The organism is Phormidesmis sp. 146-12 (genome assembly GCF_052939495.1).
The window spans coordinates 1-26,295 of the sequence record NZ_JBJPHS010000085.1 but is presented as its reverse complement, the minus strand read 5'-3'; the positions used below and the strand labels follow the sequence as shown (position 1 = coordinate 26,295).

At 48.5% G+C, this 26,295-nt stretch carries 21 protein-coding genes and 1 CRISPR repeat array; of the genes, 9 read left to right on the top strand and 12 right to left on the bottom strand.

The window, feature by feature from the left end; all coding sequences use genetic code 11:
• Nucleotides 1–253: 253 nt before the first annotated feature.
• Both ACKFKF_RS26360 and ACKFKF_RS26355 read right to left on the bottom strand, forming a co-directional pair.
• Nucleotides 254–1,900 carry a B12-binding domain-containing radical SAM protein gene (locus ACKFKF_RS26360; RefSeq protein ID WP_446870380.1) on the bottom strand — a complete coding sequence of 549 codons (1,647 nt, stop codon included), beginning with the start codon at nt 1,898–1,900 and terminating at the stop codon, nt 254–256.
• On the bottom strand, nt 1,901–5,533 hold the full coding sequence (locus tag ACKFKF_RS26355) for a WD40 domain-containing protein (RefSeq protein WP_446870379.1): 3,633 nt from the start codon (nt 5,531–5,533) through the stop codon (nt 1,901–1,903).
• Between the two features lie 559 nt (nt 5,534–6,092).
• Here ACKFKF_RS26355 and ACKFKF_RS26350 point away from each other — a divergent pair.
• Together ACKFKF_RS26350 and ACKFKF_RS26345 are read left to right on the top strand one after the other, a co-directional pair.
• Nucleotides 6,093–6,413: a hypothetical protein gene (locus tag ACKFKF_RS26350; protein ID WP_446857054.1), complete on the top strand. Its 321-nt coding sequence runs from the start codon at nt 6,093–6,095 to the stop codon at nt 6,411–6,413.
• Nucleotides 6,414–6,802: 389 nt separating this feature from the next.
• Entirely contained in the window at nt 6,803–7,018 is a 216-nt protein-coding gene (locus ACKFKF_RS26345) for a hypothetical protein (protein ID WP_446857053.1), read from the top strand.
• Between the two features lie 158 nt (nt 7,019–7,176).
• Here ACKFKF_RS26345 and ACKFKF_RS26340 read toward each other — a convergent pair whose 3' ends face one another.
• The 3 genes from ACKFKF_RS26340 to ACKFKF_RS26330 all read right to left on the bottom strand — a co-directional run bounded on the left by ACKFKF_RS26340 (nt 7,177) and on the right by ACKFKF_RS26330 (nt 10,023).
• Nucleotides 7,177–8,055 carry a phytanoyl-CoA dioxygenase family protein gene (locus ACKFKF_RS26340; protein ID WP_446857052.1) on the bottom strand — a complete coding sequence of 293 codons (879 nt, stop codon included), beginning with the start codon at nt 8,053–8,055 and terminating at the stop codon, nt 7,177–7,179.
• A gap of 294 nt (nt 8,056–8,349) precedes the next feature.
• Nucleotides 8,350–9,234: a metal ABC transporter permease gene (locus ACKFKF_RS26335; RefSeq protein ID WP_446870378.1), complete on the bottom strand. Its 885-nt coding sequence runs from the start codon at nt 9,232–9,234 to the stop codon at nt 8,350–8,352.
• A 42-nt stretch (nt 9,235–9,276) separates the two neighbouring features.
• The gene (locus ACKFKF_RS26330; RefSeq protein ID WP_446857050.1) at nt 9,277–10,023 is read right to left on the bottom strand and encodes a metal ABC transporter ATP-binding protein; all 747 of its coding nucleotides are present in this window, start codon (nt 10,021–10,023) and stop codon (nt 9,277–9,279) included.
• 75 nt (nt 10,024–10,098) lie between these two features.
• Here ACKFKF_RS26330 and ACKFKF_RS26325 point away from each other — a divergent pair, with 75 nt between their 5' ends.
• On the top strand, nt 10,099–11,103 hold the full coding sequence (locus tag ACKFKF_RS26325) for a metal ABC transporter solute-binding protein, Zn/Mn family (protein ID WP_446870377.1): 1,005 nt from the start codon (nt 10,099–10,101) through the stop codon (nt 11,101–11,103).
• Nucleotides 11,104–11,565: 462 nt separating this feature from the next.
• On the opposite strand, the gene psaC is transcribed toward ACKFKF_RS26325, so the two are convergent.
• The 4 genes from psaC to ACKFKF_RS26305 all read right to left on the bottom strand — a co-directional run bounded on the left by psaC (nt 11,566) and on the right by ACKFKF_RS26305 (nt 13,434).
• The gene (gene psaC / locus ACKFKF_RS26320; RefSeq protein ID WP_446857048.1) at nt 11,566–11,811 is read right to left on the bottom strand and encodes a photosystem I iron-sulfur center protein PsaC; all 246 of its coding nucleotides are present in this window, start codon (nt 11,809–11,811) and stop codon (nt 11,566–11,568) included.
• 195 nt (nt 11,812–12,006) lie between these two features.
• The gene (locus tag ACKFKF_RS26315; protein WP_446870376.1) at nt 12,007–12,288 is read right to left on the bottom strand and encodes a type II toxin-antitoxin system RelE/ParE family toxin; all 282 of its coding nucleotides are present in this window, start codon (nt 12,286–12,288) and stop codon (nt 12,007–12,009) included.
• Nucleotides 12,288–12,527 carry a hypothetical protein gene (locus ACKFKF_RS26310; protein ID WP_446870375.1) on the bottom strand — a complete coding sequence of 80 codons (240 nt, stop codon included), beginning with the start codon at nt 12,525–12,527 and terminating at the stop codon, nt 12,288–12,290. Before ACKFKF_RS26310 ends, ACKFKF_RS26315 begins: the two co-directional genes overlap by 1 nt.
• 40 nt (nt 12,528–12,567) lie before the next feature.
• A complete protein-coding gene (locus ACKFKF_RS26305; protein ID WP_446870374.1) occupies nt 12,568–13,434 on the bottom strand; it encodes an Rpn family recombination-promoting nuclease/putative transposase in 867 nt (288 codons plus the stop codon).
• Between the two features lie 82 nt (nt 13,435–13,516).
• Between ACKFKF_RS26305 and cimA the strand changes: the two genes are divergently transcribed.
• Nucleotides 13,517–15,292 carry a citramalate synthase gene (cimA, locus tag ACKFKF_RS26300; protein ID WP_446870373.1) on the top strand — a complete coding sequence of 592 codons (1,776 nt, stop codon included), beginning with the start codon at nt 13,517–13,519 and terminating at the stop codon, nt 15,290–15,292.
• 187 nt (nt 15,293–15,479) lie between these two features.
• Here the strand turns inward: cimA and ACKFKF_RS26295 are convergent, their stop codons facing one another.
• Nucleotides 15,480–15,923: a hypothetical protein gene (locus tag ACKFKF_RS26295; RefSeq protein WP_446870372.1), complete on the bottom strand. Its 444-nt coding sequence runs from the start codon at nt 15,921–15,923 to the stop codon at nt 15,480–15,482.
• The gene (locus ACKFKF_RS26290) at nt 15,898–17,115 is read right to left on the bottom strand and encodes an urease accessory protein UreH domain-containing protein (protein WP_446870371.1); all 1,218 of its coding nucleotides are present in this window, start codon (nt 17,113–17,115) and stop codon (nt 15,898–15,900) included. Before ACKFKF_RS26290 ends, ACKFKF_RS26295 begins: the two co-directional genes overlap by 26 nt.
• A gap of 198 nt (nt 17,116–17,313) precedes the next feature.
• Between ACKFKF_RS26290 and ACKFKF_RS26285 the strand changes: the two genes are divergently transcribed.
• Genes ACKFKF_RS26285 through ACKFKF_RS26275 form a run of 3 tightly spaced genes read left to right on the top strand, consistent with a single transcriptional unit; the run spans nt 17,314 to nt 21,319 of the window.
• Entirely contained in the window at nt 17,314–18,963 is a 1,650-nt protein-coding gene (locus ACKFKF_RS26285; protein WP_446870370.1) for an ATP-binding protein, read from the top strand.
• Nucleotides 18,960–19,415 carry a response regulator gene (locus ACKFKF_RS26280; RefSeq protein WP_446857042.1) on the top strand — a complete coding sequence of 152 codons (456 nt, stop codon included), beginning with the start codon at nt 18,960–18,962 and terminating at the stop codon, nt 19,413–19,415. The genes ACKFKF_RS26285 and ACKFKF_RS26280 overlap by 4 nt, the downstream gene beginning before the upstream one ends.
• Nucleotides 19,412–21,319, top strand: coding sequence for a response regulator (locus ACKFKF_RS26275; protein ID WP_446870369.1), 1,908 nt, complete (start codon nt 19,412–19,414; stop codon nt 21,317–21,319). The genes ACKFKF_RS26280 and ACKFKF_RS26275 overlap by 4 nt, the downstream gene beginning before the upstream one ends.
• A 678-nt stretch (nt 21,320–21,997) precedes the next feature.
• A CRISPR array of direct repeats spans nt 21,998–22,403; the repeat unit is 36 nt; unit sequence GTTTCCAACTAATCCGATTTGAGGTAATCGGTAACC.
• Between the two features lie 224 nt (nt 22,404–22,627).
• Here the strand turns inward: ACKFKF_RS26275 and cas2 are convergent.
• Nucleotides 22,628–22,900, bottom strand: a complete 273-nt coding sequence (gene cas2, locus ACKFKF_RS26270; RefSeq protein ID WP_446857040.1) for a CRISPR-associated endonuclease Cas2 — start codon at nt 22,898–22,900, stop codon at nt 22,628–22,630.
• 432 nt (nt 22,901–23,332) lie between these two features.
• On the opposite strand from cas2, the gene ACKFKF_RS26265 reads away from it, so the two are divergent.
• Together ACKFKF_RS26265 and ACKFKF_RS26260 are read left to right on the top strand one after the other, a co-directional pair.
• Complete coding sequence (locus ACKFKF_RS26265; protein ID WP_446870368.1) at nt 23,333–25,735, top strand: tetratricopeptide repeat protein; 2,403 nt, start codon at nt 23,333–23,335, stop codon at nt 25,733–25,735.
• Nucleotides 25,736–25,841: 106 nt separating this feature from the next.
• Complete coding sequence (locus ACKFKF_RS26260; RefSeq protein ID WP_446870367.1) at nt 25,842–26,189, top strand: hypothetical protein; 348 nt, start codon at nt 25,842–25,844, stop codon at nt 26,187–26,189.
• Nucleotides 26,190–26,295 lie beyond the last annotated feature (106 nt).

The following is a 26,295-nucleotide window of genomic DNA, read 5'->3' as shown; positions in this document are numbered from 1 at the left end:
CTTCCGGCTTGACATTCAAGATAATCGCTAAATCCCCCATGCTGGGGGACTTTGAACTCTATCAATTGCTTTGTCTGGAAAGTTGCTTTTCTCAATGCTCAAAGTCCCCCAGAATGGGGGATTTAGGGGGCGAGAGGATGGGTAACTTCTTTAGCAGAAATTTCCTTAGTCGTTAGCATCTTCAAACCTGAATCACCTGCGTTCTGTTTAGTTTATTTTTGATGAATAGAATTTTGTTGATTTATCTGAAATTTTATAGTCTCTCAAATGATTTTAGAGGCGCGATCGTATAGCGTCCTTTTTCATCTCGTTTAACCAGTTGTTGAGTGAGTAGTTCGCGGTCTATAAATAACGTGGTTGCTTTACCGCCAGCGTTGACTTTTGTGTTGATAATTTTCATCGTATCGTGAATTGTTTCGTAGATTCTGACAGCATTCATTGCGGTTGAAGTGGGTTGATGCTGATCGACAGATTCGCACAGGCGGTAAACTCCGTGATTTTTAGAAACCTTGTAGCCAAAGTGGTTTGCGACTCGTGGCAAAAAGTAGCCTGCGGTGATTGGGCTGGCTCCAGACGGACGAACGCAAGCATAAGCGGGATGATTGGCAACATCTGCGGCAACACTTCCGGGCATAAATCGCAGCGTGTTGAAATTGAGAAAATCAGGATCGCACTGGTCTAACCCAAAACGAATTGTTGCCATATCGTCGTCAAAAGTGGTTGGCTCATAGCCGTTGACCCCTTGCGGGTAACTCGAAGAGATCGCCGTCAAATTGTCACTCAGTTTTGCTTTAGGCAGACCCAAAATTACAAAGTAGCTACTGGGCAAATTGGCTCGCTGCATATCTTGGAAAACTTGCTGCACTTTCTTGGGATAATCAACGGCTTGTTTTAGCTGACTTTTGAAAGATCCGTTGAACTTCCCGATCGCCAAAGCCACCTCAATCATCGTATGCTCCACACCAAAAAATAGATAGACGCAGTTGTGTTCTACCAAGTATTGCATTTGGTCATAGTCGATTTGATCAATTCGCGTGTTAGAACCCCACACAAAGCCTTCCTGCTTGAGGATTTCGGCTTCTCGTCTGGAGGCTTTTTCATGCACTGTGAAGGTATCGACATCCAAATAAACAGCTTGATAACCCTTTTGACGTAATTGCTGAAGCTGTCGTCGAAAAGATACTTCACTTAATCGAAAAACATTGCTGATTTCAGTACTTTTATTACAGAAACTACAACGCCAGGGACAACCCTTTTGAGTATAGAGTTGAGCCGTCTTGAGTCGTTGATGATTTCTTTGAAAGATCTCCATATCGTGAACGTCAGGAATATGGACTAACCCAAAGTTTTGATCAATGTGATCGAACTGGCTGACTCGCGTGGCGATCGAGTGGTGCAATCCCCGTTCATCTACAAAAACTAATCCTGAAATTTGGAATTTGTCTTGCTCAAATGTACCTTTGGCAATTGATTCAGCAATCTCTACGATCATGGTTTCACCCTCACCATCACAGTAAGCCGTGATCCAGGGAGTCACCTGAGCGATATCGGCAATTCCTTTCGTCGCGTACCCTCCGACCAGAATTGGAACGTGGCTACAATCGTTCTCTCGCAGATAATCGAAGATCTGTTTGGTATCGCGATCGATGTCCTGCCATTGAGGAGTCATACAGCCTGCAAAAACAATCAGATCAGCATTCACGGCTTCTTGCAAAACATCTTGAATGGTGAGATCCGATCGCTCCAGATCCAACTGCACCACACGAGTAAATCCAGCTTGATGCAAACTAGAAGCCAACACAGGGAGCGCTTTATTGGCACCGTTAAAACTTCGGTATCTGAGAACTTCACCCACTAGCACAATTTTGGGCACAATTTTGGGCACAATTTTAGGCTGCACTTATCGACCTCCTGGGTGAACGCGATCTCTTTGAGTTACCCGCAAGGGGTCGATTGCCCCCAGTGCCTTGAGTGAAGCGCGTTGAGCGTCGGTTAGACCCACAATTCCGGTGATTTCCATGCCTTCATAGAGGCGATCGGACTTCAAACTTTCGCGACGAATTCCTTTCTGAACGTCCCATATCTGAATCGTTTCGTCCTCGCTGCCACTGGTGATGGTTTGTCCGTCAGGGCTGAAAGTAACCGATCGAATCGGAGCCGTATGCCCGCGTCGTAGGGTATCTAAACACTCGCCCGTTTCGACACTCCAAAGTTTGATCGTCTCGTCACCACTGCCGCTCACTAACGTTTGACCATCAGGACTAAAACTTACACAATAAACCTGCTGCTGGTGCCCCTTTAGAGTCCGAAGACATTGACCCGTTTTGACATTCCACAGCTTAACGGTGTGATCTTCACTGCCACTGGCTAAAATCGGCTGAACTGGACTAAAAGCCACCGACCAGACGAGATCCTGATGTTCCTCCAAAACCCGCAGACAGTCGCCCGTTTCCACATCCCACAGCATGACTTTACTATCGGCGCTGCCACTCGCTAAGGTGTCTCCCGTCGGGTTAAACGCCACACTCCAGACCCAGTGCGTATGCCCCTTAAAGACCCGCAGACACTCCCCTGTCGTGCGATCCCACAGTCGCAGCGTCCGGTCTTCACTGCTGCTCACCAATCGCTGCCCATCGGGACTAAATTGCACCGTCCAGACCCAGTTGCTATGTCCACTCAACGTTTGCAAACAGGTGCGCTGACGAACATCCCAGAGCTTGATCGTGTAGTCGGCACTGCTGCTGGCCAAAATCGGCTCACAGGGGCTAAAAGACACCGATCGAATCCTGCCTGTGTGTCCTCTCAAATCGTGACAATCGCGAGTCTGCAAATCCCACAGCCGCACGACGTGATCATCGTTTCCACTAGCAAGAATGGGACAGTCTGGGTGATCGAGATAAGCGGGCGCAAAAGCAACGGCATAAACGCCACGAGTACTGCCTTTGAGGACGTTGAGCAACTTACCTTTTTTGACTTCCCACAAACAAATGGTCTGATCGTCACTGCTGCTCAAAAGCGTTTGTCCATCGGGACTGAATGCGATCGACCACACCTGACTCATGTGCCCCCTCAGGTTATGCAAACGTTTTCCCGTCTCGACATCCCAAATTTTGACGGTGCGATCTTCTCCGCTACTCGCCAAGATTCGCCCATTGGGACTAAAGCGTACAGAATGAATCTTTTTACTATGTCCAATCAGTGTCCTGTAGCATTCGCCTGTCTGCACATTCCAGAGTTTAATCGTTTGATCTTCGCTGCTGCTGGCTAGACTATCGCCTTTGGGACTAAACGCCACTGAATACACCTGATCCGTGTGATCTTTGAGCGTTTTTACACAATCGCCTGTGTTGCAATCCCAAAGTTTTACAGTTCCGTCTGCACCACCGCTCGCCAAAAAATGAGGCGCGATCGGGCTAAAATTAACCGCCCAAACCCAGCCGTCATGTCCCTTAAGAGTCTGCAAACAGTCGCCCGTTTCGACATCCCAGAGTTTGATTGTTTGATCTTCGCTGGCACTGGCTACAATGCGTCCGTCTTCGCTAAACGAAACCGAGTAAACCGCATGAGTGTGATCGGTCAGAGAATGCACACACTCGCCCGTATCGACTCGCCAAAGTTTAACCGTATGATCGCCGCCACCACTCGCCAAAAGTTGTCCATCAGGGCTAAAAACGACCGTCCAGACCCAGGCTGTGTGTCCCTTATAAAGGCGAATTTGCTTATTGTCAGACACCTGCCAGAGCCGAATCTCACCATCCCCAACGCCCGTCGCAAAGAGTTTTCCATCGGGACTAAACCGCACAGAAATCAGACTCGCCAGCGTTTCCGAAAAAACAGAATCGGTGAGATCAGTATTGATAAACTTCGTATTCGTTAGCTTGACATCTTTGAAATACGCCTGCCGAATCGTCAAATCAGAAAAATCACGTCCACTTAAGTCAATCTGCGATCGCTCAATTTGAAGTTGTCGCATTAAGTTAATCAGATTCCCAGCAGCGTATCCTTTTTTAGGTGGGGAAGCGTCTCGCAGGCGATCAAGGGTTCGTCTTAAATGGGATTCCAGGTCTCGATCGTAAGCGTTAAGAAGTTTGTTTTTGACAGGTTCTAAGATCTGCTCTTCTTGCATTTTACGCAGATAGTCCAGCGATTGAGCTTTGATCAAAGGATACGCATCAAAAAACTCTAGCGCTTGACCGTTGACAATTTCATCACAAAACTGTTCGATTAATTGTTCTGTCACATATTCCATCACGACAAAAGGCTGTCTTATCTTGCCAGAAGAAAAATCTCGCTCAATCAGCGATCGCCGTGATAACGATTCTACTGACTCTAGCAATCGCATTGGTGATTCAGTTGTGATAATATCCTCTTTTAATTCTGACAACAGCACGTACTCACGATTGATCGCCAACCAATACATCACCTGCTGTTCTAGTTTTGACAAACGTTGAAATTGTCCATCTAAAAGCGTGCGAATATCACCATAAACCGCAGTATCTTGCTCGATTTGGCTGAGAAATTCGTTGACATTGTTGCCAAACAGATCGTATATCGTTGTTGAAACAAACTTGAGTGCTAAAGTGTTTCCCGAATAGCGCGTAATGAGTTTCTTTAGCTGTTCATCGTCACAGATTAATCCTTTATCTTCGAGAATACTTTTAGCTTCTTCTTGATTTACACCCGAAAGCTGCAATACTTTGACCGCAAGCTTTTTTCCTTCTAGGGCCGCGACTTCTTTAGGCTTTTCGCGGCTGGTTAATAACAAACAACTTTTGTGCGGCGTTTCCCCCACTTTTTTGAACAAATCTCCATACCCTTCAAAGCTCTCTTTATAGTCGCCTGCCTGATGATAGGACTTGTTTTCACCGCTACGAAGAATTGACTCCACGTTGTCCAAAATTACCAGACAGCGATGTTCTTGTAGCACATTGATTAACCGCAACAGCTTTGTATTCTGGTTATCAGGCAGATCGATCTCTTGCTCACCAGGGAGAAATCGCAGCAGTTCAGCCAAAATGTCTTCTAACGGAGGAGCATTTCGCAGCGATCGCCAAATCACAAACTCAAACTGTGACGCAATACTCCGAGCAAGACGAGCCGCCAGCGCTGTTTTTCCGATGCCACCCAGACCCAGAATCGCCACCAGACGAGCGCGATCGGAAGATTTAGCCTGTCCCAAGATCCAGCCCTCTAGCTCCTCAATTTGGGCCACTCGACCTCGAAAATCTTCCACGTCGATCGCTTCTCCCCAATCAGGGTCAGACTTCGCGGCTTGAGGTTGGCTCGACTGAAATTCTTGCAAAATTCTTTGCTTGAGAGAACCCAGCTTTTTGTTGCTTTTGCCGTCAATCTCAAACTTGCGGTAGCCCTCTCCCAATCGTTTTCTCACAGCCGCCTCGCTGATATTCAGCTTTTGGGCGATCTCCACACCTGAGTGATCCTCTAGCGCGAGCAGAATGGCTTCTAACTCAGCTTTGGTGATGCCATACTTCGGTGCGATTTGCCGAATAAAGTTTTCAAGAACCTGAGGCATCGGGGCAATTCTCTCCATTCCACAATTCAGTTACACACGACATATCCGTAAGTGAGATCTAGGGTGATACCATAGCTGCCCACTCCTGCTTTATGAACTTTTGGTTCTTCACACAAACTACATAATTAGAGTCGGTGTGAGGTGTTGTGAGACACTTCGTTATAGCTTGCGTCACCAACCCATTCTGACACTCTGCACACAAAACAGTCATTTGATAAACTTCGTTACACTTCCAAATTAATGAGGCTTTGGCGTGGAGCAATAGTCTTTGACCGAATGATTGGGTGGAGAATTTGTATCTTCAGGTACACCTTAAATTATAGGAGAGTGAGAATAATAGTATAGGAGAGATTCACAATCCTTGATTGAGAGTTCACCCTGTAGCAAGAATATTGTAGAGACCCTTGCTAGTTGCTCGAATTACCTGTATATTACAGTTAAACTACAGACGTGTGAGAGAGTGATATAACCCTCCTGATGGCTAGAGTCTGGAGCCAAGCCCCGATCGGGGAACGCTCCCAGCCAGCCCCTCATTTAACCGTTATCTAGAGAGACTGCTATGCCCCCCACCTCACCTCAATTTCACGAATTGCCGCTTCAGACTCCTGGTGGCATCAAGACTTATCTAAAGCTTCCCAGCCAGCCTTTGGCGATTCAACTACCCGATGCCTTTAGCGGATTCAATGTTCGGTTAATTCAGACTCTATCGGCTCAACACGGTGAATTTCTCACACGCAGCAAGAAGGGCAAGTATGAAACCTTACTAGAGCTAGGAGGACATGTCAGCCAGCGATTTCAAATTGACCGAACCGAAGTAGAAAAAATTCAAGATCTGCATCGAGAAATTGTGAGATGGTGGCTTTCTGAAGAGGGGCTATAGCTGACTAACAGACCGACATACGACAACAGGCGAGACGTTCGATCGCACCCTTGATCTAGCCAGGAGAAGCGGGATCAATTTAAAAGAGGCCGATTCAAAATCGACGGCTTTCGATGAACGAGAAGTTCACAAGCTGCAAGACACTCAGAGAAATCGATTCGGTTGACCTCCTTAACGGAGTTTGTATCTCCCACCAAGCAGATGCCTTTAGGAGAGAAGTCTGGCAATCTGTATCATATGTGAGATTTTTGTGAGAAGTGTGAAAAGTTAGTTTCTCTAGACGCATAAGCAGCCCGCGATCGCATGAGGGATTGATCAGGGGACTGTTCTCAATCCGACGATGCCACGGTTTGGATTATTCACAGCTATTCTTGAATGGAGAAAATCCCATGAACTTTACACTTCCGACTACTCGGCTGCTTTCTCAACCCGTTCTTGGGATGATTGAGACGGCCGACCTGCACGAGTTGCGTGTCGAATACGGCGGCACAACCTGGCCCGCCCGAATCTATGACGCGAATAGTCAACCCGCCATTGTATTTCCTGGACAGTTTGTGACGATCGTCGGTCTAGAAGATAGCATCACGCTGCTGATTCAGGTTTAGGCGGCGATCGATCTTCAGGGCGGGAATTCAAGATCATAGGAGAAAGTTCGGTAGCTTGTATTTTCGGCGAAATTCAACCTTCAACGAGAACAACAGACTGCCGAGTTTCTCCGACGATCAGGAGTCCCCCTTCTCCTTTAGAAGACGCTTGCAATTTTCTAAAGCTTTGTCTGAATTTTTCGTACGGCCTTCAACAAAATTGGAGAATCATACAGCGCTGTTTTGACCCTAAACTTTAGCTCATTAACTAGAGAGTAATCGGGTTGATTCCGATAGAATTTCACACCTTTGTATTCTTGATATTTGATGAAGTCTTTGCGGACAAATAGGTTGCCAAATGCATAGTCAGCAGGCAAATAATGAGCGGTTAGAGACTTTCTAGAAAATTGACGATCGCTCGTCGGCAATGCCCCATGAATCGTTCGAGAATTCCAGAATAAAACATCTCCTTTTTTGAGTGCTGGCGCGTGGATTTGGTCGCCATGTTCTTCCACATAATCCTTCATCAGCTCTAGCCATTCAGAGTGAGGAAGATCAGGCGTATCGCTGTGCAGATCAACGATCGTGGTTTTGGGAAGAACGTAGAACCGACCTGCTCTCTCGTCGATATCCTCTAGCGCAATCCAGGCAGCCAGCAAATGTCCATTGGGCACGGAGTCTAAGTACCACCAATCCTGGTGAGGAGTCGTTGCAGTGTTGGCATCAAACAGCATTGTTTGCATCAGATTACAGGCTTCGGAACCCGTGACATCCCGCAGTGCTTGTTGGATTGCATCACCACAGTAAATCTCTTTGGCGAGTGTGCTAAATTCTGCAAACTTTTCATAGTCGTGAATGTCTAGAAATGCTTGTTTGACATAGCCAAACTCATCTAAACAATTTGCTTCGTAGCGATTAGTATCTTGTCGAAAAAAAGGATAGCGAGAAGGAACAATTTTTGTTTGATATTGCTCCAAAAATTTATCAATTAACTCAGCCGAAATCAGTTGAGGAAAGATGACGTAACCATTCGTATCGTAATACTCTTTTTGACTCATGATAGACTCCCGCAACACTTAGAGCAAAATCCACGATCGAAGCCAAAAACTCAGGAGCGCACCAGCTTAAACAAACGGATTGAGAAACCCGCTTAAACTTGATAAAAGGGTAGTTAAATCTACGGAGAAATTTCCAGGGTATTGCTCCAACTTCATCTAAGGTTTAACTTAGTACAAGAAAAATTAACAATTGAAGAGGAATGAGCTTCTAAAGGTTCACAGTTTGGTGTTTTGCAACACAGGTTTGCAATATATTGTTTGCAACAAATTGATTGACAACCTACACCTGTAAGATTAGTGACGGCCTTCTCGACTCCCGACCAAATGGCGCAAAATTGCGGTAGGGGCTAAGTTCGATCGCGTCAAAATGCCCTGTGATGGGCTAAACAGGAGCGCCAATAAAAATAAACTGGATGAAACTAATACGATCGCAGGCCCCGATGGAACGTTGTGATAGTAGCTAATATAAATTCCGGTAACGCTAGCGAGAACCCCAATGATTGCACCTATTCCCATCATTTGCTCTAGTTCTTTAACCAAAAGATAAGCAGTCAGAGCAGGGCCGATCAGCATAGAAATGACTAAGATTACGCCTACTGCTTTCATACTGGCGATGATAGTTAGGGTAATGGTAGCCATAAAGCCACAGTAAATAGCGTTGATCGGCAACCCGATCGCTTTTGCACCTGTCTGATCAAACGTATAAAACAAAAGTTCTTTATAAAATAATTTAATTATGATCAGAATTAAGCCTGTAATGATCAAAGTCCGATGAATATCGGCGATCGTGACTCCGAGAATGTCACCAAACAAAAAACTATCGAGATCAATTTTGTTTTTTAACACCGTAATTAACGTCACGCCCAACGCAAAAAAGCTGGAAAACGTCAACGCCATTGCTGCATCAACTTTAATACGAGATTGAGACCGAATCCACGCAATTAGAAACGCTCCAAGCAATCCTGAGCCAAATGCGCCAAGCAAAATATCAACCCCAAAGAAAAACGAAACTGAAATCCCTGGCAACACACAGTGAGCAATCACATCTCCTAACAAAGCCATCCGCTGCACGATTAGATAGCTACCCACAACGGGACAAAGAATGCCCACGAGAATGCCAATCGCGATCGCATTCCGCATAAATTCGTAGCTCAAAGGTTCGAGAAGCCAAGTTAGCATGGGTGTCTGGAGAATTTAGTGTGTGGAAAAATCAGCGAGTTTTTAGCAAAAAAAGGTGGTTTCTAAATCCTGACGTAAGGGCGTTTGTAGAGACGTTCCGTAGGCTTGATGTAGGTTTTCGGGGGTCATGACTTGTTGAGGAGTGCCGTCAGCAATGAGTCGCTGATTGAGCAGTAACAAGCGATCGAGTTCCATCAAAGCTTGCCCCCAATCGTGGCTGCTGACTAAGAGAATTTTGCCCTGCGATCGCAACTCTCCAAAAATTTCTAAAATCACTGCTTCGGTTTTTTTATCGACTCCAGTAAACGGTTCGTCAAACAGAAATAAATCGGCTTGTTGAGCTAAGGCCCGTGCCAAAAAAACTCGCTGCTGTTGTCCGCCTGATAATTCTCCGATACGGCGATGTTTGAGGGGATACATTTCCACCCGTTCGAGGGCCGCTTTTACGATTTCTTGGGCTGCTCGTCCGGGACTGCGAAACCAGCCTAGCTGACGAGTTCTGGCCATCATCACCACATTCCAGACGCTAATCGGATAGTCCCAATCAATCTGCGATCGCTGCGGCACATAGGCGACTTTTTCAAGCTGCTGGTGAAGCGGACAGGTGCAATATCGAACCACTCCGTGATCAGCAGGAATCAAGCCCAGCATGGCTTTGAGCATTGTACTTTTGCCCGCTCCGTTGGGGCCAATAATGCCGACTAGTTGCCCTGGTTTGATGGCAAAGCTGACGTGATCTAATCCCAAAACGCCCCGGTAATTGACAGCTAGGTGTTGAACCTCTAACATGAAAAGCCTGAGTGAAAATGATTCTCATTATAAGCCAATCTTGCTTATCCCAAGTATTACGAGGGCCTTAAAATTATGCAGTCTGCATTGCGTCCGACCTGGAAAGCGGCGGTTTTGTCGCTAACGATGAGTCTTTTTGCCTGCGGTACCTCGACTCCGCCCGTCAGTCAAACCAGCCCTACAACCAGCCCTGCGGCGACTCCGGAGACTCCAGCGGCGACCAAAACGGGAGTCAAAGTTGTGGCAGCTAACACAGTGCTGTGTGATTTAACCAAGCAAATCGCGGCTGAAACGATCGACCTGACTTGTTTGATTCAACCTGGAAGTGATCCTCATGTGTATGAACCAACTCCCGTCGATCGCAAGGCGATAGAAGATGCCAAATTGGTTTTATATGGAGGCTATAGCTTTGAACATAGTTTAGTGAAGTTGATTCAAGCGTCTTCTAGTTCTGGTTCTAAAGTTGCAGTTTTTGAAGTTGCGGTTCCCACTCCTCTCATGTTTGAAGAAGATGGGCAAACGGTGCCTGATCCTCACGCTTTTCACAATGCTCAAAATGGGGTGCGGATGGTAGAGGTGATTCAAAGTAATTTGGCAAAAGTTGCCCCTGCGAATGCTGCTTTGTATGCCAAAAATGCCCAGACAATTACAGGTGAACTGTCACAAATCGATACGTGGATCAAGTCACAAATTGCCACCATTCCTACAGAGTCTCGCAAGTTAGTCACCACTCACGACGCGCTCGGCTATTTCTCTAAGGCCTATGACATTCCGGTGCAAGGGGCGCTAGAAGGAGTGAGTACCGAGGAAAAACCCACCGCATCCAGGGTCAAAGATCTGGTAAAGGATATTGAAGGTGCTAAAGTTCCGACCATTTTTGCTGAACTGTCGATCAATCCTCAATTAATTGAAGCGGTGGCGAAAGAGGCAAATGTCAAACTCTCCGATCGCGAACTCTACACAGATGGGCGAGGCGAGGCGGGCAGTCCGGCGGACACTTATCAAAAGATGTTGATGGCGAATACTCAATCGATCGTGGAAGGGTTAGGGGGAAAGTTCACACCATTTGTCGCAAAGTGATCAGGAAGTTGTAATGGGCTAAATTGCCGTGTGAACGACCTCTTCGACTGACTATCAAGGGGTCGTTTTGCAACTTTTCAAACAGGTGACAACTCCTTAACCTTCTATCGTTGAGTTGAATTAAATTGTTTTAATTGAATATTTGCATTAAAAGCTTTGTGAATTTTTTTATAAAATTCGATCGTAAAGTTTGTTTTGTAGAATTAGTGAGAATTTTTTGAAGCGATCAGTTCTACTTGAATATCAATTTGAATGTCTACTTGATGAGGCTTTTTCACTCCGATGGTCAGTCCTTCTGCCCCTAACCTTCCAATTCGGGGTGACTTTAGACAAGAGTTTGGGTTCAGATTTTGCTGCCCTCCTCCCTCCTCCCTCCTCCCTCTATCTCACAAAAAAAGGAGGCAAAATCGCCCCCTGTTGTTTGAACCCACATGAATTGAAAATGGCTGTATGAGAGTTGCTTTAGTAAGCCAAGCCCATACTGCGGGTAGTTTCTGCGCCCAGGTAAACCCGGATGCTGAGAAAATCGGTGGGGCAGGCAGTTTCGCACCGCTTGCATCCCACACAGTCTTCTGTACGAGGAGAAGACGCAATCTGACCTGCGCGGCAGCCGTCCCAAGGAACCATTTCTAGAACGTCAGTAGGGCAAGCGCGGACGCACTGGGTACAACCAATGCAGGTGTCATAAATTTTGACAGCGTGAGACATGTTATTAAAGGCTCCAGATGAGTGCTTTATGGTTTTGCAATATCTGTAGTCTGTCAGTCTGACGGTAAAGATTACAGTCAAACCTCTAGAATCATTGCTTAGTGTACTTCACAGGGTAGCCGCACTCATTTGAGCAGTTGCAAAACTTAAAACTCTGTAATGTGGAGGGTGACGCTGCGGTGCCAGCACGAGAGATTAATAAACGTCATCGTGAGAGCCGATCGTTAACAATAAAAGCTCAATTTCACCTGAGTCAGAATTCTCAACAAATCTAAACAAGATGCGATCACTGTAATCGATCGAGCAAGACCATCGATCTGAAAACTTGCCCTTCAGTTTATGAGTATTCAAACTTGGATGAAAGGGATCTTCGTTAAGCCGCTCCAATACCCGCTCAACTTGCTCACGAATTTGAGGATTACGGCGGATCAAACGTTTGAGCTTTCGACTAAAGGCAGGACTCAGAACCAGTTGCATTAGTCGTCCAACTCCGCCATCAAGTCTGCAACTGACCCGCGACGGACATTCCCTTTAGCAAAATCTTGCTCTGCTTCCAATACATCTTTTAGCAAGTCGTCGCGTCGTCGTTTCTTGAGGCGTTTGTCGATAATATCGATCAAAATGGCTTGAGCTTCGGGGTCTAGAGCTTCTACAATCTCGATCGCTTGCTGAAACTCCGATGTTTTGGCGCTATTCCAAGGCTTGTGAGTAGTCATGGGCTATCGGGGACAAAGATTTGTTAATGTCAATTCTAAATTATCTGAGTTGCTGGACTTGCGCGATCGTCAGTCCTGTTTTTTGAGCGATCGTTTCTGCATCTAGAAGATCGAGGAGCGATCGGGCAATTTCTAGCCGCTCTTCCTGTCGTCCTTCCTGTCGTCCTTCCTGTCGTCCTTTGGTTTCGCCCTCTTGTCTGGCTTTGAGAATGGCGTTGCGGTTGTCGTGTAAAAACATCTCTCGTTTCTCCAGCACTTCTAACTCTTTGCGGCTCAACTTACTTTGTTTTGCCACCATGAAAGCATGGTCGATCGCGGACACTTCTTTCATTTTGGGCGGCACCGCTTCCAACTGATTGGCTGACTTGAGGAAATATAGCCACTTGTCTACCAGCGTTTCGAGTTCATCGAGTGTTTTCTTAAACTTGGGCAACTCGACAAAGATTAGTTCAATATCATCGCTGTAGTCGGTCAAGTCGTCTTTCTCTTTGAGCCGATAGCGCGAGAGAATGCGGTCATTGCCCGGAAACATCTCAAAGTCTGTAATGGTTAAAGCTATCACTGGATTGAGCAACGTGTAGTCTTCTCCCACGCCAAGCTGAATCGAGAAGGCTTTGGCAGCGTTGTATAGCACGCGCTTTTCAAATCCCAACACATTCAACACCTGCATCTCAATGATCACCGTTTTGCCATCGGCAAGGGTGGCTTTGACATCTAGATAAGAATCCTTGATGCCTTTGATGCGAGGTGCTTGATAAGGGTCAAGAATAATCAAGTCTTGAATCATGTCTTGCTCGTCATACACCAGCGCATTAAGAAAACTGATCAAGATGTCTTTGCTGTGTTTGGAGCCAAAGATCTTCTTGAAGGCGAAATCAGTTTTGGGGTTGATGAAGACGCTCGGCATCGGGTTCTGGCTTGGAGTAGCGAATAGGCTCGATCGTACCTTACCTCTTCGCACATCAAAGTTCTAGCTTTTTGGAACCTTCTTGACTGTTACGTTTCCTGTGGTGATCGAGAGGACGATCGCAAGATTCCTTCAAAATGGTCAAAGTCTGCTCACAAAGGGCACCGGAAAGTTTTTTACAATAGGTCTCTCATCGTTTCAGGCTGCTTCCATGACTTTAGATGCTGCAAATCAAATTTGGATTTATGATACGACGCTGCGAGATGGTGCCCAAAGAGAAGGATTGTCGCTCTCGGGTGCTGACAAGTTGCAAATTGCGCGCAAACTGGACGACTTAGGAATTCCTTTTATCGAAGGCGGCTGGCCGGGTGCCAATCCCAAAGATGTGCAGTTTTTTTGGCAGCTTAAAGAAGAACCGTTGAAGCGATCGCAGGTCGTTGCGTTCTGCTATACCCGTCGTCCGGGCAAAACGGCTGCGACTGACCCGATGCTGCAACCCATTCTGAGCGCGGGAACTCAATGGATCACGATCGTTGGCAAATCCTGGGATCTGCATGTGACGGAAGGACTGCAAACGACGCTGGATGAGAATTTGGCCATGATTCGAGACACGATCGCGTATCTTCGCAGCCACGATCGCCGAATTATTTATGATGCAGAACATTGGTTCGATGGTTACAAACACAATCCAGGTTATGCGTTGAAGACTGTGAGAGCGGCGATCGAAGCCGGGGCCGAATGGATCACGTTTTGCGACACCAACGGCGGCACATTGCCTCATGAAATTAGCCGGATTGTTGAAGAAGTGGTGAAAGAAGTGAGGAGAGCGGAGAGCGGCGTGAGGAGTGCAGAGAACTTCAATCAACCGCCTCAGTTTGGCATTCATACACACAATGACTCGGATATGGCGGCGGCGAATGCGATCGTGGCTGTGATGTCGGGCGTGCGGATGGTGCAGGGAACGATCAATGGCTATGGGGAGCGCTGCGGTAATGCCAATCTGTGTTCGCTGATTCCCAATTTGCAACTGAAGTTAGGCTATGACTGCATTCAACCCGAAGCCCTAGCGAAATTGACCCAGATGAGCCGCTATGTGAGTGAAGTCGTCAATCTTGCCCCAGACGATCACGCGCCCTTTGTGGGACTGTCGGCCTTTGCTCATAAAGGCGGGCTTCATGTCAGCGCCGTCGAGCGAAATCCGATCACCTACGAACACATGCCGCCAGAACTGATTGGCAATCGGCGGCGAATTGTAATTTCTGACCAGGCGGGACTGAGTAATGTGTTGGCAAAAGCACGCAGTCTGGGCATCGATCTGGATCGCCAAGATCCCACCTGTCGGCAAATTCTCCAACACCTCAAAGATCTCGAAAGTGAGGGCTATCAGTTTGAGTCAGCCGAGGCGAGTTTTGAATTGTTGATGAGAGAAGCCTTGGGGCAGCGATCGCACCCCTTCCAAATCAAAGGCTTTCAGGTACATTACGACATGGTGCCGGGTGAGATGCCCAATACAAAATCGCTGGCAACCGTCAAACTGTCTGTGAATGGGCAAGACATTCTTGAAGCGGCCGAGGGAAATGGGCCCGTTTCTGCACTGGATGCTGCTCTGCGAAAAGCGTTGGTGAACTTTTACCCAGAAATCGATCGTTGCTATCTGACTGACTACAAAGTGCGGATTCTCGACGGCACCGCAGGAACGTCTGCCAAAACTCGTGTCCTGGTCGAGTCGAGTAACGGCTATCAACGCTGGACGACCGTAGGCGTATCCGGCAACATTCTCGAAGCCTCTTATCTAGCCGTCGTCGAAAGTTTGGAGTATGGCTTGTTGTTGCAGACGAAGTTGAGGTGTGAGGTTTGAAGGGTGAGGGGGGAGGAGGGAGGAGGGAGGGGACGCTGAATTTGGGATAGACGGTCAGGACAATCTCCTCCAGATCTGCAAAAGGTTTAGGGTAGGCACAGATACAGATCTCAATCTCTACATTGGGGTTTCCCTCCTCCCTCCTCCCTCCTCCCTCCTCCCTCCTCCCTCCTCCCTCCTCCCTCCCCTATCGACTTACCGTTACGGTATAAGACAAGCTGAAGGGCTGAAAGTTGGCACCTAGCTTGGGTTTTCCGGTTAGCTCTAATTCATATCGTCCGGCTCTGGGGAAGACGATCGCTGCACTCGGAATTCCCTTATACCGTTCAACATTGAGCGAAGTGAGAGCGGGCTTTAATAGGGGGGGCGTTTTTCCTTTTTGGTGAGGAATGGGATAGACCGCTAACTGACAATTGCACTGAGACAGCGGAATCATTTGTCCACCTCGACGAGTCAGCGCAAACCACGCCTTAGACGGAACGCCCGCCTTGGGATTGTGACCTGGCTCAATGTGAAACGTAGCCGCAACATCACTAGAGGTTTCGATTTCGTGTGCCACAACGGGAGCCAACAGCAGCCAGGGAAGCAGGAAACCCACGATCGACTTATTTAGATTTGAGAACCGACGCATAATATTTTTGTAATGAAAAGAGTGACCAAACCCAACGCAGACGAATCAAGAAAACGACGATCGCTGCCCCCACCAACAACCCCACCCACAGCCAACGATTAGCCGACACTTCTAACGCCCCAAAGTAATGCGAACCGAGCCACAACGTATGACCCACGGCCAACATCAGAGCAGGCAAATTGAGTAAATGAATGCGTCGCCAAAGCGGGCCGAGAGCCGTCACCATGCGATCGAAACTCGTAACCGCCGCCGGAACCATCAACGTGAGCGCCAAAACGCCTGCCCATAGTGCCGCTTGCTGTTCTGGAAGCATGAAAGCGATCGCGTCCAAGTTCCAATTCAACGTATGCTGCACCATGTGCAAGGTGTGAGCCACGGCACAAATAAACGCGCCCACGCCCAAAGCACGCCGATACTTGAAAGGAGCCGCCCACAGCCGACTAATCGGACGAGCCACCAACGCCAACATTAAAAACAACAACGCTGCGTGACCTGTAAAGTCTTGCATATCGCTCGATCGCAGCAACGTCAGCAGCCCGATCGTCAGCGTTACCCAACCGCCCATTCGGAATAGTTGACTGCGGCGATCGCCACTCAGCAAAGCGGCAGACAGTCCCACCCCCACCATCGAAGGCAGTGTCCCCAATCCAAAGGCCAGCATGGTTTCGCTTCCTTTCCAGAGGCTTCCGGTTTCGGCAGCTTTGAGTTGAGCGGTATACAGAAACCCACAGGGAATCAGCCCCCACATCAGTCCCAGCATGAAGGGTGTCCACCAATGGGAATGCAGCGACAGTTTGATCATGCCAGCGTTGAGGGTTTGATGCAGGCTGTGTTGTCGAAAGGGGTGAGGAATCGGCAGTTTGGCAAATTGGGGATTGATTTGAGACAGACCCATCCAGATCAAGAGCAGCCCTGTAAAAATCGCCAACCCTCGCCGCAAGTCACTTTCGATGCCTGCAAGCTGTCCGCCTGCTAACAAAACAGAACCGATCGCCCCAATCCCAGCCCCCACCAGCACGTAACTCAAAATTCGCCCCAGGTTCAGCAAGCCGTGAAACAGCAGAGACGATCGCCAGTCAGAAGTTTGTTCTTTAGACAGCGAGAAGGCAACCGCCAAGGGCCCACACATGCCGACACAGTGCCCAAAGCTGCCCAAAAATCCCAACATCATGACCAAAAACAGGTCTATCATTTCTTACGTCAACGCTAAGAAATCAGACTATCAGAATGAAGGGGCGATCGGGTTTTGTCAAAAGACAGGGTGTCAAACTTGAAATGATATAAGTAGTTATTCCGCGCTTTAAAGAGTGGAGAAGTTGCAAGCTGGTTTCGTGACTTGATGCTTCTGCCTTTTTTAAAAGCCCTTTAGAAAAGTAAAGCTGGGCCGTTTATGAATGCTCAACTCCAGCAGACCGTTTTGATTGTCGATGAGTGCGCTGAAGATCGGGAAACCTATCGGCGGGCATTGCTGCAAGACGATCGCTACACCTACCAGATTTTAGAAGCAGAGGATGGGTCAACCGGATTGGCGCTGTGTGGTCAACGATCGCCCGATGTCGTATTGCTTGATGATGGTCTGGGGCTAAAATTTCTCGATCGATTGAAGGCTCAAACGGGTCAAGTGTTGCTGCCGATCGTGGTGCTGACTCGACGGGGAGACGCTGCGACCGCCATTCAAGTGATGAAACAGGGCGCACAAGATTATCTGCTCAAGAGTGAAATGACTCCTCAGAGCCTTTGTCTCGCGGTTCACAATGCGGTCGAACGGATGCGCCTGATCACCGACCTCAATCGCGCCCAAACCGAATTACAACAGCAGCAAGAACGATCGCAACTCTTTGCAGAAATTACGCTCAAACTGCGGCGATCGCTGCAATCTGACGAGATTTTGCAAACGGCTGTGACCGAAGTTCAACAGCTTTTAAAGGCCGATCGCGTGTTGATCTTTCGCCTATGGGCCGATGGATCGGGGAAAGTGGTGCAAGAATCGGTCGTTCCAGGCTATACGGTAGTCTTGGGGCGAGATATTTATGATCCGTGCTTTCCAGACTATCGAGAACGCTATCGGCAAGGTCGAGTCAACGCGATCGCCAACGTCGAAACGGCAAACATTAACCTCTGTCACTTAGAGTTTTTGCGGCAGTTTGAGGTCAAAGCCAATCTCGTCGTCCCGGTGCTGATGCGCGATCATCTTTGGGGGCTGCTGATTGCTCATCAATGCTCCAGTCCGCGCCAGTGGGTCGATTCTGAAACCGATTTGTTGCAGCAACTCGCCAACCAGATCGGGATTGCCCTTTCTCAAGCCGAACTGTTGGAAACAGAAACTCGCCAACGCGAAGAACTCGCCCGATCGAATGCCGAATTAGAGCGCTTTGCTTACGTCGCTTCTCACGATCTGCAAGAACCGTTACGCATGGTTACCAGCTATTTGCAGCTTTTAGAACAACTGTATGCTGACAAACTGGATGCCGAAGCCAATGAGTTTATTCATTTTGCGGTCGATGGCGCGACTCGAATGCGATCGCTGATTCAAGATCTCTTATCCTATTCGCGAGTCAACACCAGAGAGCAAGTTTTTGAATCCGTTGATTGCAGCGTTTTGTTGGGTCGAGCGATCGCCAATCTACAAATGGCCATCGAAGAAAGTGGAGCCACGATCACAGGCGAACCGCTCCCCGAAATCAAAGGCGACGCATCTCAACTCACCCAACTGTTTCAAAATCTGGTCAGCAATGCGATTAAGTTTCGCGATCGCACTCGTCCCCTTGAGATTCAAATCCATGCCACCCGTCAAGAACGAGAATGGGTGTTTGAAGTGCGTGATAATGGAATTGGTATCGAATCACAATACCGCGATCGTATCTTCCTACTTTTTCAGCGATTACACCATCGAGCCGACTACCCCGGAACAGGCATCGGGTTGGCCGTCTGCAAAAAAATTGTAGAGCGTCACGGTGGGCGGCTCTGGGTAGAATCACAGCCCGGTCAAGGATCAAGTTTTTATTTCACCATTGCTGATCAGGAAATCGCTCGATCATGACGTTTAGACCCCATCATCAACCTCTGCAAGTCCTGTTAGTCGAAGACAACCCTGGTGACGTGCGGCTGACTCAGATGGCGGTGGCCCGCAGCAAACTGTTGATCAATCTCAATGTCGTGGGCGATGGAGTCGAGGCGTTAGAATTTCTGCATCAGCGCCCCCCTTACACTGAGACACCACGGGTCGATCTGATCTTGCTCGATTTGAATCTGCCGCGCAAAGATGGCTGGGAAGTCCTGACCGAAATCAAAGCCGATCGCACCCTCCGCAGCATTCCTGTCGTCGTCTTAACCACGTCTCAAGCAGAAGAAGATATTCTCAGCGCTTATCAAAAGTTTGCCAACTGTTTTATCACTAAGCCTGTTGACTTTGATCAGTTTGTAAAGACGGTGCAATCGATCGAGGACTTTTGGTTTACGATTGTCAAACTGCCGCCAGAGAGGAGCTTATGACCCCTCCCCTGATCAAGGTTTTGCTGGTCGAAGACAATCCCGGCGATGTGCAAATTCTCAAAGTGCATCTCAGGCAGGCAAACGCCTTTAGTCAAATTACGCTGACCCACGTTGAAACCTTGCGAGACGCATTGAGCAGTCTGGCCCAGCAAAGTGTCGATGTGATTCTTTTGGATCTGTCGCTCAAAGATAGCGAAGGGCTAGAAACTTTTATTCGTCTGCATCAAGAAACGCCTGCCACGCCGATCATTGTCTTGACGGGTCTAGATGACGAGGGGTTGGCGACTCAAGCGATGCAGCAGGGCGCACAGGACTATCTGCCCAAAGGGGAAGTCAACGGCAGTTTTTTGCTGAGATCAATGCGCTACGCGATCGAACGCACTCAAGCCGATCGCAAAATTCGAGAACAGGCGGCGCTGCTAGAAGTGACCACCGATGCGATTTGTGTGCGCGGGCTAGACAGTCTTGTTTCATTCTGGAATCAGGGGGCAGAGCGGCTCTATGGCTGGAAAGGTGAGGAAGCGATCGGGCAAAATGCCGACGTATTACTCTACCCAGACGGCTCCCCTCAGCTTGAAACCGCCCTACAAACCGTAATCGAGACGGGAAAGTGGCAAGGCGAACTGCACACGCTCACCAAAGACGAAAAAAGGGTGGTCGTCGCGAGCCGTTGGACGCTGATGCGAAACGAAGTCGGCCATCCCAAATCCATTCTGATTGTCGATACCGATATCACCGAGCAAAAACATCTCGAAGGCCAACTGCTTCGTGCTCAACGGCTCGAAAGTATCGGCACCCTGGCCAGTGGGATTGCCCACGATTTGAATAATATTCTCACGCCGATCCTGGCGGCTTCTCAACTGTTGCAGCTTAAATTGACGGACTGCGACGATCGTACCCAGGAGTTTTTAGACATGCTGGTTGAGAGTGCAAAACGCGGCAGTGGTGTGATCAATCAAATGCTGTCCTTTACGCGCGGGGCAGAGGGCAAGTTTATCACGCTGCAAATTCGCCATGTGATCGCCGAACTCAAAACCATGCTGTATGCCAGCTTTCCTAAGTCGATTAATATTCGTCTCGATGTGCCTCAAGATTTGTGGATGATTTCGGGAGACGGCACCCAACTCCATCAGGTGTTGATGAATCTCTGTGTCAATGCCCGGGACGCAATGCCAGAGGGCGGAACGCTGAAAATCACGGCTCGTAACCAACGGTTGGCCGATCACGAAGCTCAACAGCACCTTGACGCGCAGGGCGGCCCTTATGTCGTGGTGACCATTTCAGATACCGGGACGGGCATTCCCCCTGAAGTGTTGGATCGAATGTTTGAGCCGTTTTTTACGACCAAAGCGATCGGTAAAGGGTCAGGACTCGGACTCTCTAGCGTCGCCGGAATTGTCAAAAGCCATCGTGGATTTGTTACCGTTTCAAGTCAGCTTGGAGAAGGCACTCAGTTTCAAATTTTCTTGCCAGCCGTCCAGGTGACAGAATTTCTCCAAACCGAAGATCCCGAACTCCCGGCGGGTGATGGTGAGTTAATTCTCGTGGTGGACGATGAAGCGTTTATCCGAGAGATCGTGAAGGTGACGCTCGAAGATTGTCGTTATCGCGTGTTGACGGCTCAGGATGGAGTGGAAGCGATCGCCCTCTACGCCGAGCACAAGGATGAGATTCGATTAGTCCTGCTTGATCTGATGATGCCTGCTCTAGATGGCGCTTCGACCGTCTACACATTACGAAAGCTCAATCCCACGGCTCAGATTGTAGCGATGAGTGGGCTTTCTACAACCGAAATGAAAGTCAAAGCATCGAGTGCGGGCGTTCAGGCTTTTTTGCCCAAACCATTTACGGCCCAAGAATTGTTAGAACTCGTGCTGCAACAAGTGAGTCGATTTAGAGCGTAAAAACATTTCGCTTCTATTTCTGTCCTTCTGCCCCCCAACCCCCCAATTTTGGTAGGGCCGATTCATGGTCGTGAGAGAAAACTTGTAACTTTGATGAGTTCGTTCAAGCCTGATCTGAGGTCAGTTCGATGAGAGGGACTCGCTTCGTTTGAATCAGCTTCAGCCCCCTAAATCCCCCAAATTGGGGGACTTTGACCAAGAAAAAATTCCAGAGTTCAAAGAAATTATGCTGATTCAAAGTCCCTCAGAATGGGGGATTTAGGGGGCGAAGCGCTCAATAACGAAGCGAAAAAACTCCATCGAATTCACGTTGCTCTGAGGTAAAACGAAGGCTCAAGGCTTCTAGGCTTTCTCTGGTCACAATGAATCGGCCCTACCTTGATAAGGGGGGATGCCGTAGGCAGGGGGGTGAGAGTCTCTACAAGAAATTGGACTGAATGGACTGGGATAGTATCAAATCGCAAGTCCCTAACTGATATTTCGATGTTGAGTTATCAAGGATAATCGTGGAGGCACGTTTCTAACTAATCCGATTTGAGGTAATCGGTAACCGGGGGGAAGAAGGAGGACGGAAGGCGGAAGAGGGAGGACGGAAAAAGATAAGCAAGTCGCTCTACAACTCTCTTTCTTACTTTCTTGTCCTCCGCCCTCCGTCCTCGTTCTTCCGTCCTCCAGTAGGTTTCCAACTAATCCGATTTGAAGTAATCGGTAAACAAAGCCAAGGCTTTGAAGCGTCCGTTGCAAACAAGACTGTTTCCAACTAATCCGATTTGAGGTAATCGGTAACCCAACCTGAATGGGAGCAAGGAGGCGGGAACTGACTTGTTTCCAACTAATCCGATTTGAGGTAATCGGTAACCGGATCAGTTGTCGCACTGTTCCAAAACGATGGGGAGATGTCAGTTTCCAACTAATCCGATTTGAGGTAATCGGTAACCTGGGTTGTTCTCCTGGGTCAAACATTGTTGGCAACCCGTTTCCAACTAATCCGATTTGAGGTAATCGGTAACCCTTCGGCACAACCGATCGGCCACTTGGAGGACTTCTTGTTTCCAACTAATCCGATTTGAGGTAATCGGTAACCGTACCTTCCAGGAACCCTTGCCCAGAACCGCTTCCAGACGCTAAACCGCCAGAGGTCTCTTTCGAGACTGTCATTACCTCACCCACAGCCCAAAATCAGACATGATCAGAGGCTGAAAGCTATACGGGGCAATGAACCACCAGAGGGTAACGCAAGAATGCGGGTTTCAGAGATCGGGCGACCTGTGGAGATGACTAGGCAACATCTTAACCTAAATCACCGCCCTAGACAATATAAACCTCTGGCGGCGGCTCTGGTGGTGGGCTTCCTAGCGTCAACGCCCTCGACACCGCCTCCTTGGGCACCCAATAAAACCGCACATTATCCTCCGGCTTCACCCGACCCCTCACCTTCTCATGCAACCCCTTCATCTCATCCAAATTCAAAAAACACTCAAACACACTCTCCTGCACCCGTCGCCCATACCCCTCCAAAAACGTCGCCAGCTTTTGTCGTCGCCGATCATCCGCAATGTCATACACCACCAACACCAGCATTCAAAACCTCTCTATCAATTAATCTTCAAAAACGCCTCATAAGGCACATTCGACAACAACAGCCGACGATAGCGCAAAACCTGCAAATGAATCGCCCGTCGATACGACACCATCTCCTTGAGGCATTGCTGATTGGAGGGATGAATCTGTGAGAAGCGTCAAGCTTTTCGCCCCCTAAATCCCCCATTCTGGGGGACTTTGAACATTTGGTTCCCCTTCGCATTGGGGCAATTCATCCCATGATTCAGCAACGCCCTCCTTGACAACCGTAGTGAAGACAACCGTAGTGAAGAATTTTATCGAATTGCGATTCACTCAAAATGCTGGCTTTCCTGATTTGGGTCGATCGCTCCTGTAGTAGGGAGTAGCAATCTCAGTAGTCTACGTATAAACAACTACTCAGCAACACACTCTCAACCATCAGGGGCGGCGATGAAAAATGCAAAATGGCTGGATGTTTCAGAATATTTGCTCTGGGCGGGGTCGGGCGTTGGCTCACTGGCGGCGATCGCGTCTCAGCAAATTGCGTTTACAGCCGCCCCAATGTCTTTTTTGCTGCTGCTCAATCTGGTCAATCGTCGCCGTCTGACTCAAGAAGTGCAAGACAATGCCAATGCCAGCATTCAACAGCTTGATCAGCGCGTTGCAGAAGATTTGAAGGCGATCGACCAACAGGTGCAAACCTTACCCAGCTTTCAAGATCTCGCCAGCTTGAGAAAGACTGTACTTCAACACAACGACGGCACGATCGCTCAACTCCAACAAAACTTATCTCACCGGATCGCCCCCCTCGAAATGCACGATCTGGGCAAGATGCGGCAAGAAATTTCTGATTTGCGGAGTCGCCACAATCAGCTAAACGAATCGGTCACTTCCCTATCTAATAGCCTCAACCGTCTCGCAACCAACAATCGAGTCGAAAGTGCAGAAGCGACGATCGCTCATCTCAAAACTCAACTTGACCACCTGCAAACCCAACTCAACCACCTGCCCAAAGCTCAAACCGCCGTTCCTAGAGCCGTCCAGGATCAAATCAATCAGATCAATCGCCGCATCAATAATTTGCCCCAGCCCTTTGATGCCAGCAGTCTCAGACAAGATGTAGATGGATTGGTCAAAGTCGTCGGTGATCTGGTTTCTCGGCGAGAACTGGCGCGGCTCATGGCCGAAGTCGAGAAGATTCGTCAGCAAAATCAGACGATCGAACAGTCCATCGTGCCGATGAAGTCGGTCAACCACATTCTCAGAAAGCAAGTAGATACGCTGGCTTCGTGGGTGAGCTTTAAAGCAGAAAACGGGGAACCACTGTCGAGGATTGTGAGAGTGCCAGAGCAGGCCGTGTTTGACGAAATGAGAAGCACGATCGCCGCCCTCGAACACCGCCTCAATCATCTGCCCAACGCCCTCGATCGCGCCCAAATTCAAACCGAAATGCAGGCGATCGTTACGCTACATCTCGGAAAACTTCAACAGCAGTTTGCAAGTGTGCAGCAGGTTGCTCAACTCGATCGCCAACAAAAAGATCTCGGTGCCTGGATCAATCGTCTGCCTCAAATTCTCGACTCCAGCGCTTTGCAAAGTCAGATCAAATATTTGACAACCCGACTGGAATGGACAGAAACCAACCTTTCGGAGTTGAAAGCGTCTGGTGAAGTGCAGCGCGAACGACCTGAACATGAATTAGTTTTCAATCTCAAAGCCTCTCGATCGCACCGTCCGATCGCGGGTCTTTCTGACGGTCGCGCCCTGTTGGAAGCTGCCCTGGAGACGGCACCCTCACGGCTGATTGTGGTGTTTCCTTGCCCCGATCGTGCCTTGCTTGACGCGGCTCTGATTGCTAAGTTTCGAGAACTGCTCGATCGTGGCGGCAGTCTAGACCTTGGTTGGGGACATTTGGGGCAGTTGTCCGATTCGTCGCAGTCTCGGCTGATTCATGAGGCTCGGTCAGTAGACAAAAACTTTTTGCAGCCTATTCTCAGTCAGTTTACTCAACTCAAGCGCAGCTATCCCAACCAGTTTCGCTTTAAGGTGTTGGGCACAGATGAAAACTTTTTGGTGTGTGTTTCGACCCGTGAAACCTACGGAATCTTGGGCATTCATCCTGTAGCGACTGCCTGCAAGCCTTTTCCAGAAGTGGCGGTTGGACTGCGAACGACCAATGCTAACGTGATTAACGGACTGATCGATCGCTTTGACCATCCTGATCTGAATGCGGACGATGGGGCGGCTTACTACAATCGAGCGCTAACCCGTCATGAGTTGGGAGACAAGCAGGGCGCGATCGCCGACTACAGTGAAGTCATTCGCATTGATCCTGACCATTCGGCGGCTTATAACAATCGAGCACTGACTCGCTATGAGTTGGGCCACAAAGAAGGCGCGATCGCTGACCTAAATCGGGCGTTGTTAAGCAATCCTCGCAATGATATTGCCTATTGTAATCGCGGCGTGATCCGGTTAGAAGCGGGCGATTGTGGGGGCGCGATCGAAGATTTTGGCTATGCAATTCAGGTAAATGCAAACTGTACGATCGCTTACTTGCAGCGCGGTTTGGCCAATCTCAAACTGGGCAACAACTTAAAAGCAGTTGAAGAGTTTAATACATTAATTCAACGGGATGCCCAAAATGCTATCGCCCACTTTCATCGGGGGGCTGCCCGGAGCAAACTGGGTGACAAAACTGGTGCAATTCGAGACTTTAAGGAAGCCGCGTGGCTGTTTTCGGCTCAAGGAGAACCAGAGAAACATCAACGAGCGATCGCCGCCGTGACGAAACTTCGCAAGCGTCTAGTTCTATTAAATCGCACCTCTGAATCTAACTCAGATCGCAAATGAATATAGCAATCCTATTTGAGTTATGAGAATCCAGTGGTTAGTGATTAGTCGCTGTTGTGTTAATTGAATTTGTCGCTAAGATTTTGGGGTTGAGAAGGCGTGATTTATGCAGCCCAAAATTATTGTTGGTAATGCTCATACAGAGGGCGAAAAGCATCGTGGTTGGTTTGTTGGTCACTTTATAGAATTGGCCGACCCGCGATCGACCACTGATTTAGAGATCAAATGGGGCGTTCATCTGGCGGGAGAGGCGCGATCGCAGTGGGCACCTGCTGCTAAGGTCACTACGATTTCTATTCTGATTTGTGGAAAGTTTTGGGTGCGATTTCCAGATCAAGAGGTTTTGCTGTCGGTGCCGGGGGCTTATGTTTTGTGGTTACCGGGGGTTGCTCATTCCTGGCAGGCTGAAGCGGATTCTACTGTGTTGACGGTTCGCTATCCCTCCGTGTTTTAGCGGGTCTATTGTACGGAGAGATAAAGAGCAATGGATATTTAAACTACACAGCTACTAAGTGCCTATCCGAAAACTTGAATTGCCCTGACGACAATACAAGCACAGG

Bases quoted from the DNA above. Each gene is read 5' to 3' on its own strand.
- ACKFKF_RS26295 (WP_446870372.1), bottom strand. From the start codon at position 15,923: ATGCGTCGGTTCTCAAATCTAAATAAGTCGATCGTGGGTTTCCTGCTT.
- ACKFKF_RS26355 (WP_446870379.1), bottom strand. From the start codon at position 5,533: ATGCCTCAGGTTCTTGAAAACTTTATTCGGCAAATCGCACCGAAGTAT.
- ACKFKF_RS26305 (WP_446870374.1), bottom strand. From the start codon at position 13,434: ATGCCGAGCGTCTTCATCAACCCCAAAACTGATTTCGCCTTCAAGAAG.
- ACKFKF_RS26330 (WP_446857050.1), bottom strand. From the start codon at position 10,023: ATGTTAGAGGTTCAACACCTAGCTGTCAATTACCGGGGCGTTTTGGGA.
- ACKFKF_RS26260 (WP_446870367.1), top strand. From the start codon at position 25,842: ATGCAGCCCAAAATTATTGTTGGTAATGCTCATACAGAGGGCGAAAAG.
- ACKFKF_RS26345 (WP_446857053.1), top strand. From the start codon at position 6,803: ATGAACTTTACACTTCCGACTACTCGGCTGCTTTCTCAACCCGTTCTT.
- ACKFKF_RS26315 (WP_446870376.1), bottom strand. From the start codon at position 12,288: ATGCAACTGGTTCTGAGTCCTGCCTTTAGTCGAAAGCTCAAACGTTTG.
- psaC (WP_446857048.1), bottom strand. From the start codon at position 11,811: ATGTCTCACGCTGTCAAAATTTATGACACCTGCATTGGTTGTACCCAG.
- ACKFKF_RS26340 (WP_446857052.1), bottom strand. From the start codon at position 8,055: ATGAGTCAAAAAGAGTATTACGATACGAATGGTTACGTCATCTTTCCT.
- ACKFKF_RS26335 (WP_446870378.1), bottom strand. From the start codon at position 9,234: ATGCTAACTTGGCTTCTCGAACCTTTGAGCTACGAATTTATGCGGAAT.
- cas2 (WP_446857040.1), bottom strand. From the start codon at position 22,900: ATGCTGGTGTTGGTGGTGTATGACATTGCGGATGATCGGCGACGACAA.
- ACKFKF_RS26290 (WP_446870371.1), bottom strand. From the start codon at position 17,115: ATGATAGACCTGTTTTTGGTCATGATGTTGGGATTTTTGGGCAGCTTT.
- ACKFKF_RS26275 (WP_446870369.1), top strand. From the start codon at position 19,412: ATGACCCCTCCCCTGATCAAGGTTTTGCTGGTCGAAGACAATCCCGGC.
- ACKFKF_RS26350 (WP_446857054.1), top strand. From the start codon at position 6,093: ATGCCCCCCACCTCACCTCAATTTCACGAATTGCCGCTTCAGACTCCT.
- ACKFKF_RS26310 (WP_446870375.1), bottom strand. From the start codon at position 12,527: ATGACTACTCACAAGCCTTGGAATAGCGCCAAAACATCGGAGTTTCAG.
- ACKFKF_RS26325 (WP_446870377.1), top strand. From the start codon at position 10,099: ATGCAGTCTGCATTGCGTCCGACCTGGAAAGCGGCGGTTTTGTCGCTA.
- ACKFKF_RS26280 (WP_446857042.1), top strand. From the start codon at position 18,960: ATGACGTTTAGACCCCATCATCAACCTCTGCAAGTCCTGTTAGTCGAA.
- ACKFKF_RS26265 (WP_446870368.1), top strand. From the start codon at position 23,333: ATGAAAAATGCAAAATGGCTGGATGTTTCAGAATATTTGCTCTGGGCG.
- ACKFKF_RS26285 (WP_446870370.1), top strand. From the start codon at position 17,314: ATGAATGCTCAACTCCAGCAGACCGTTTTGATTGTCGATGAGTGCGCT.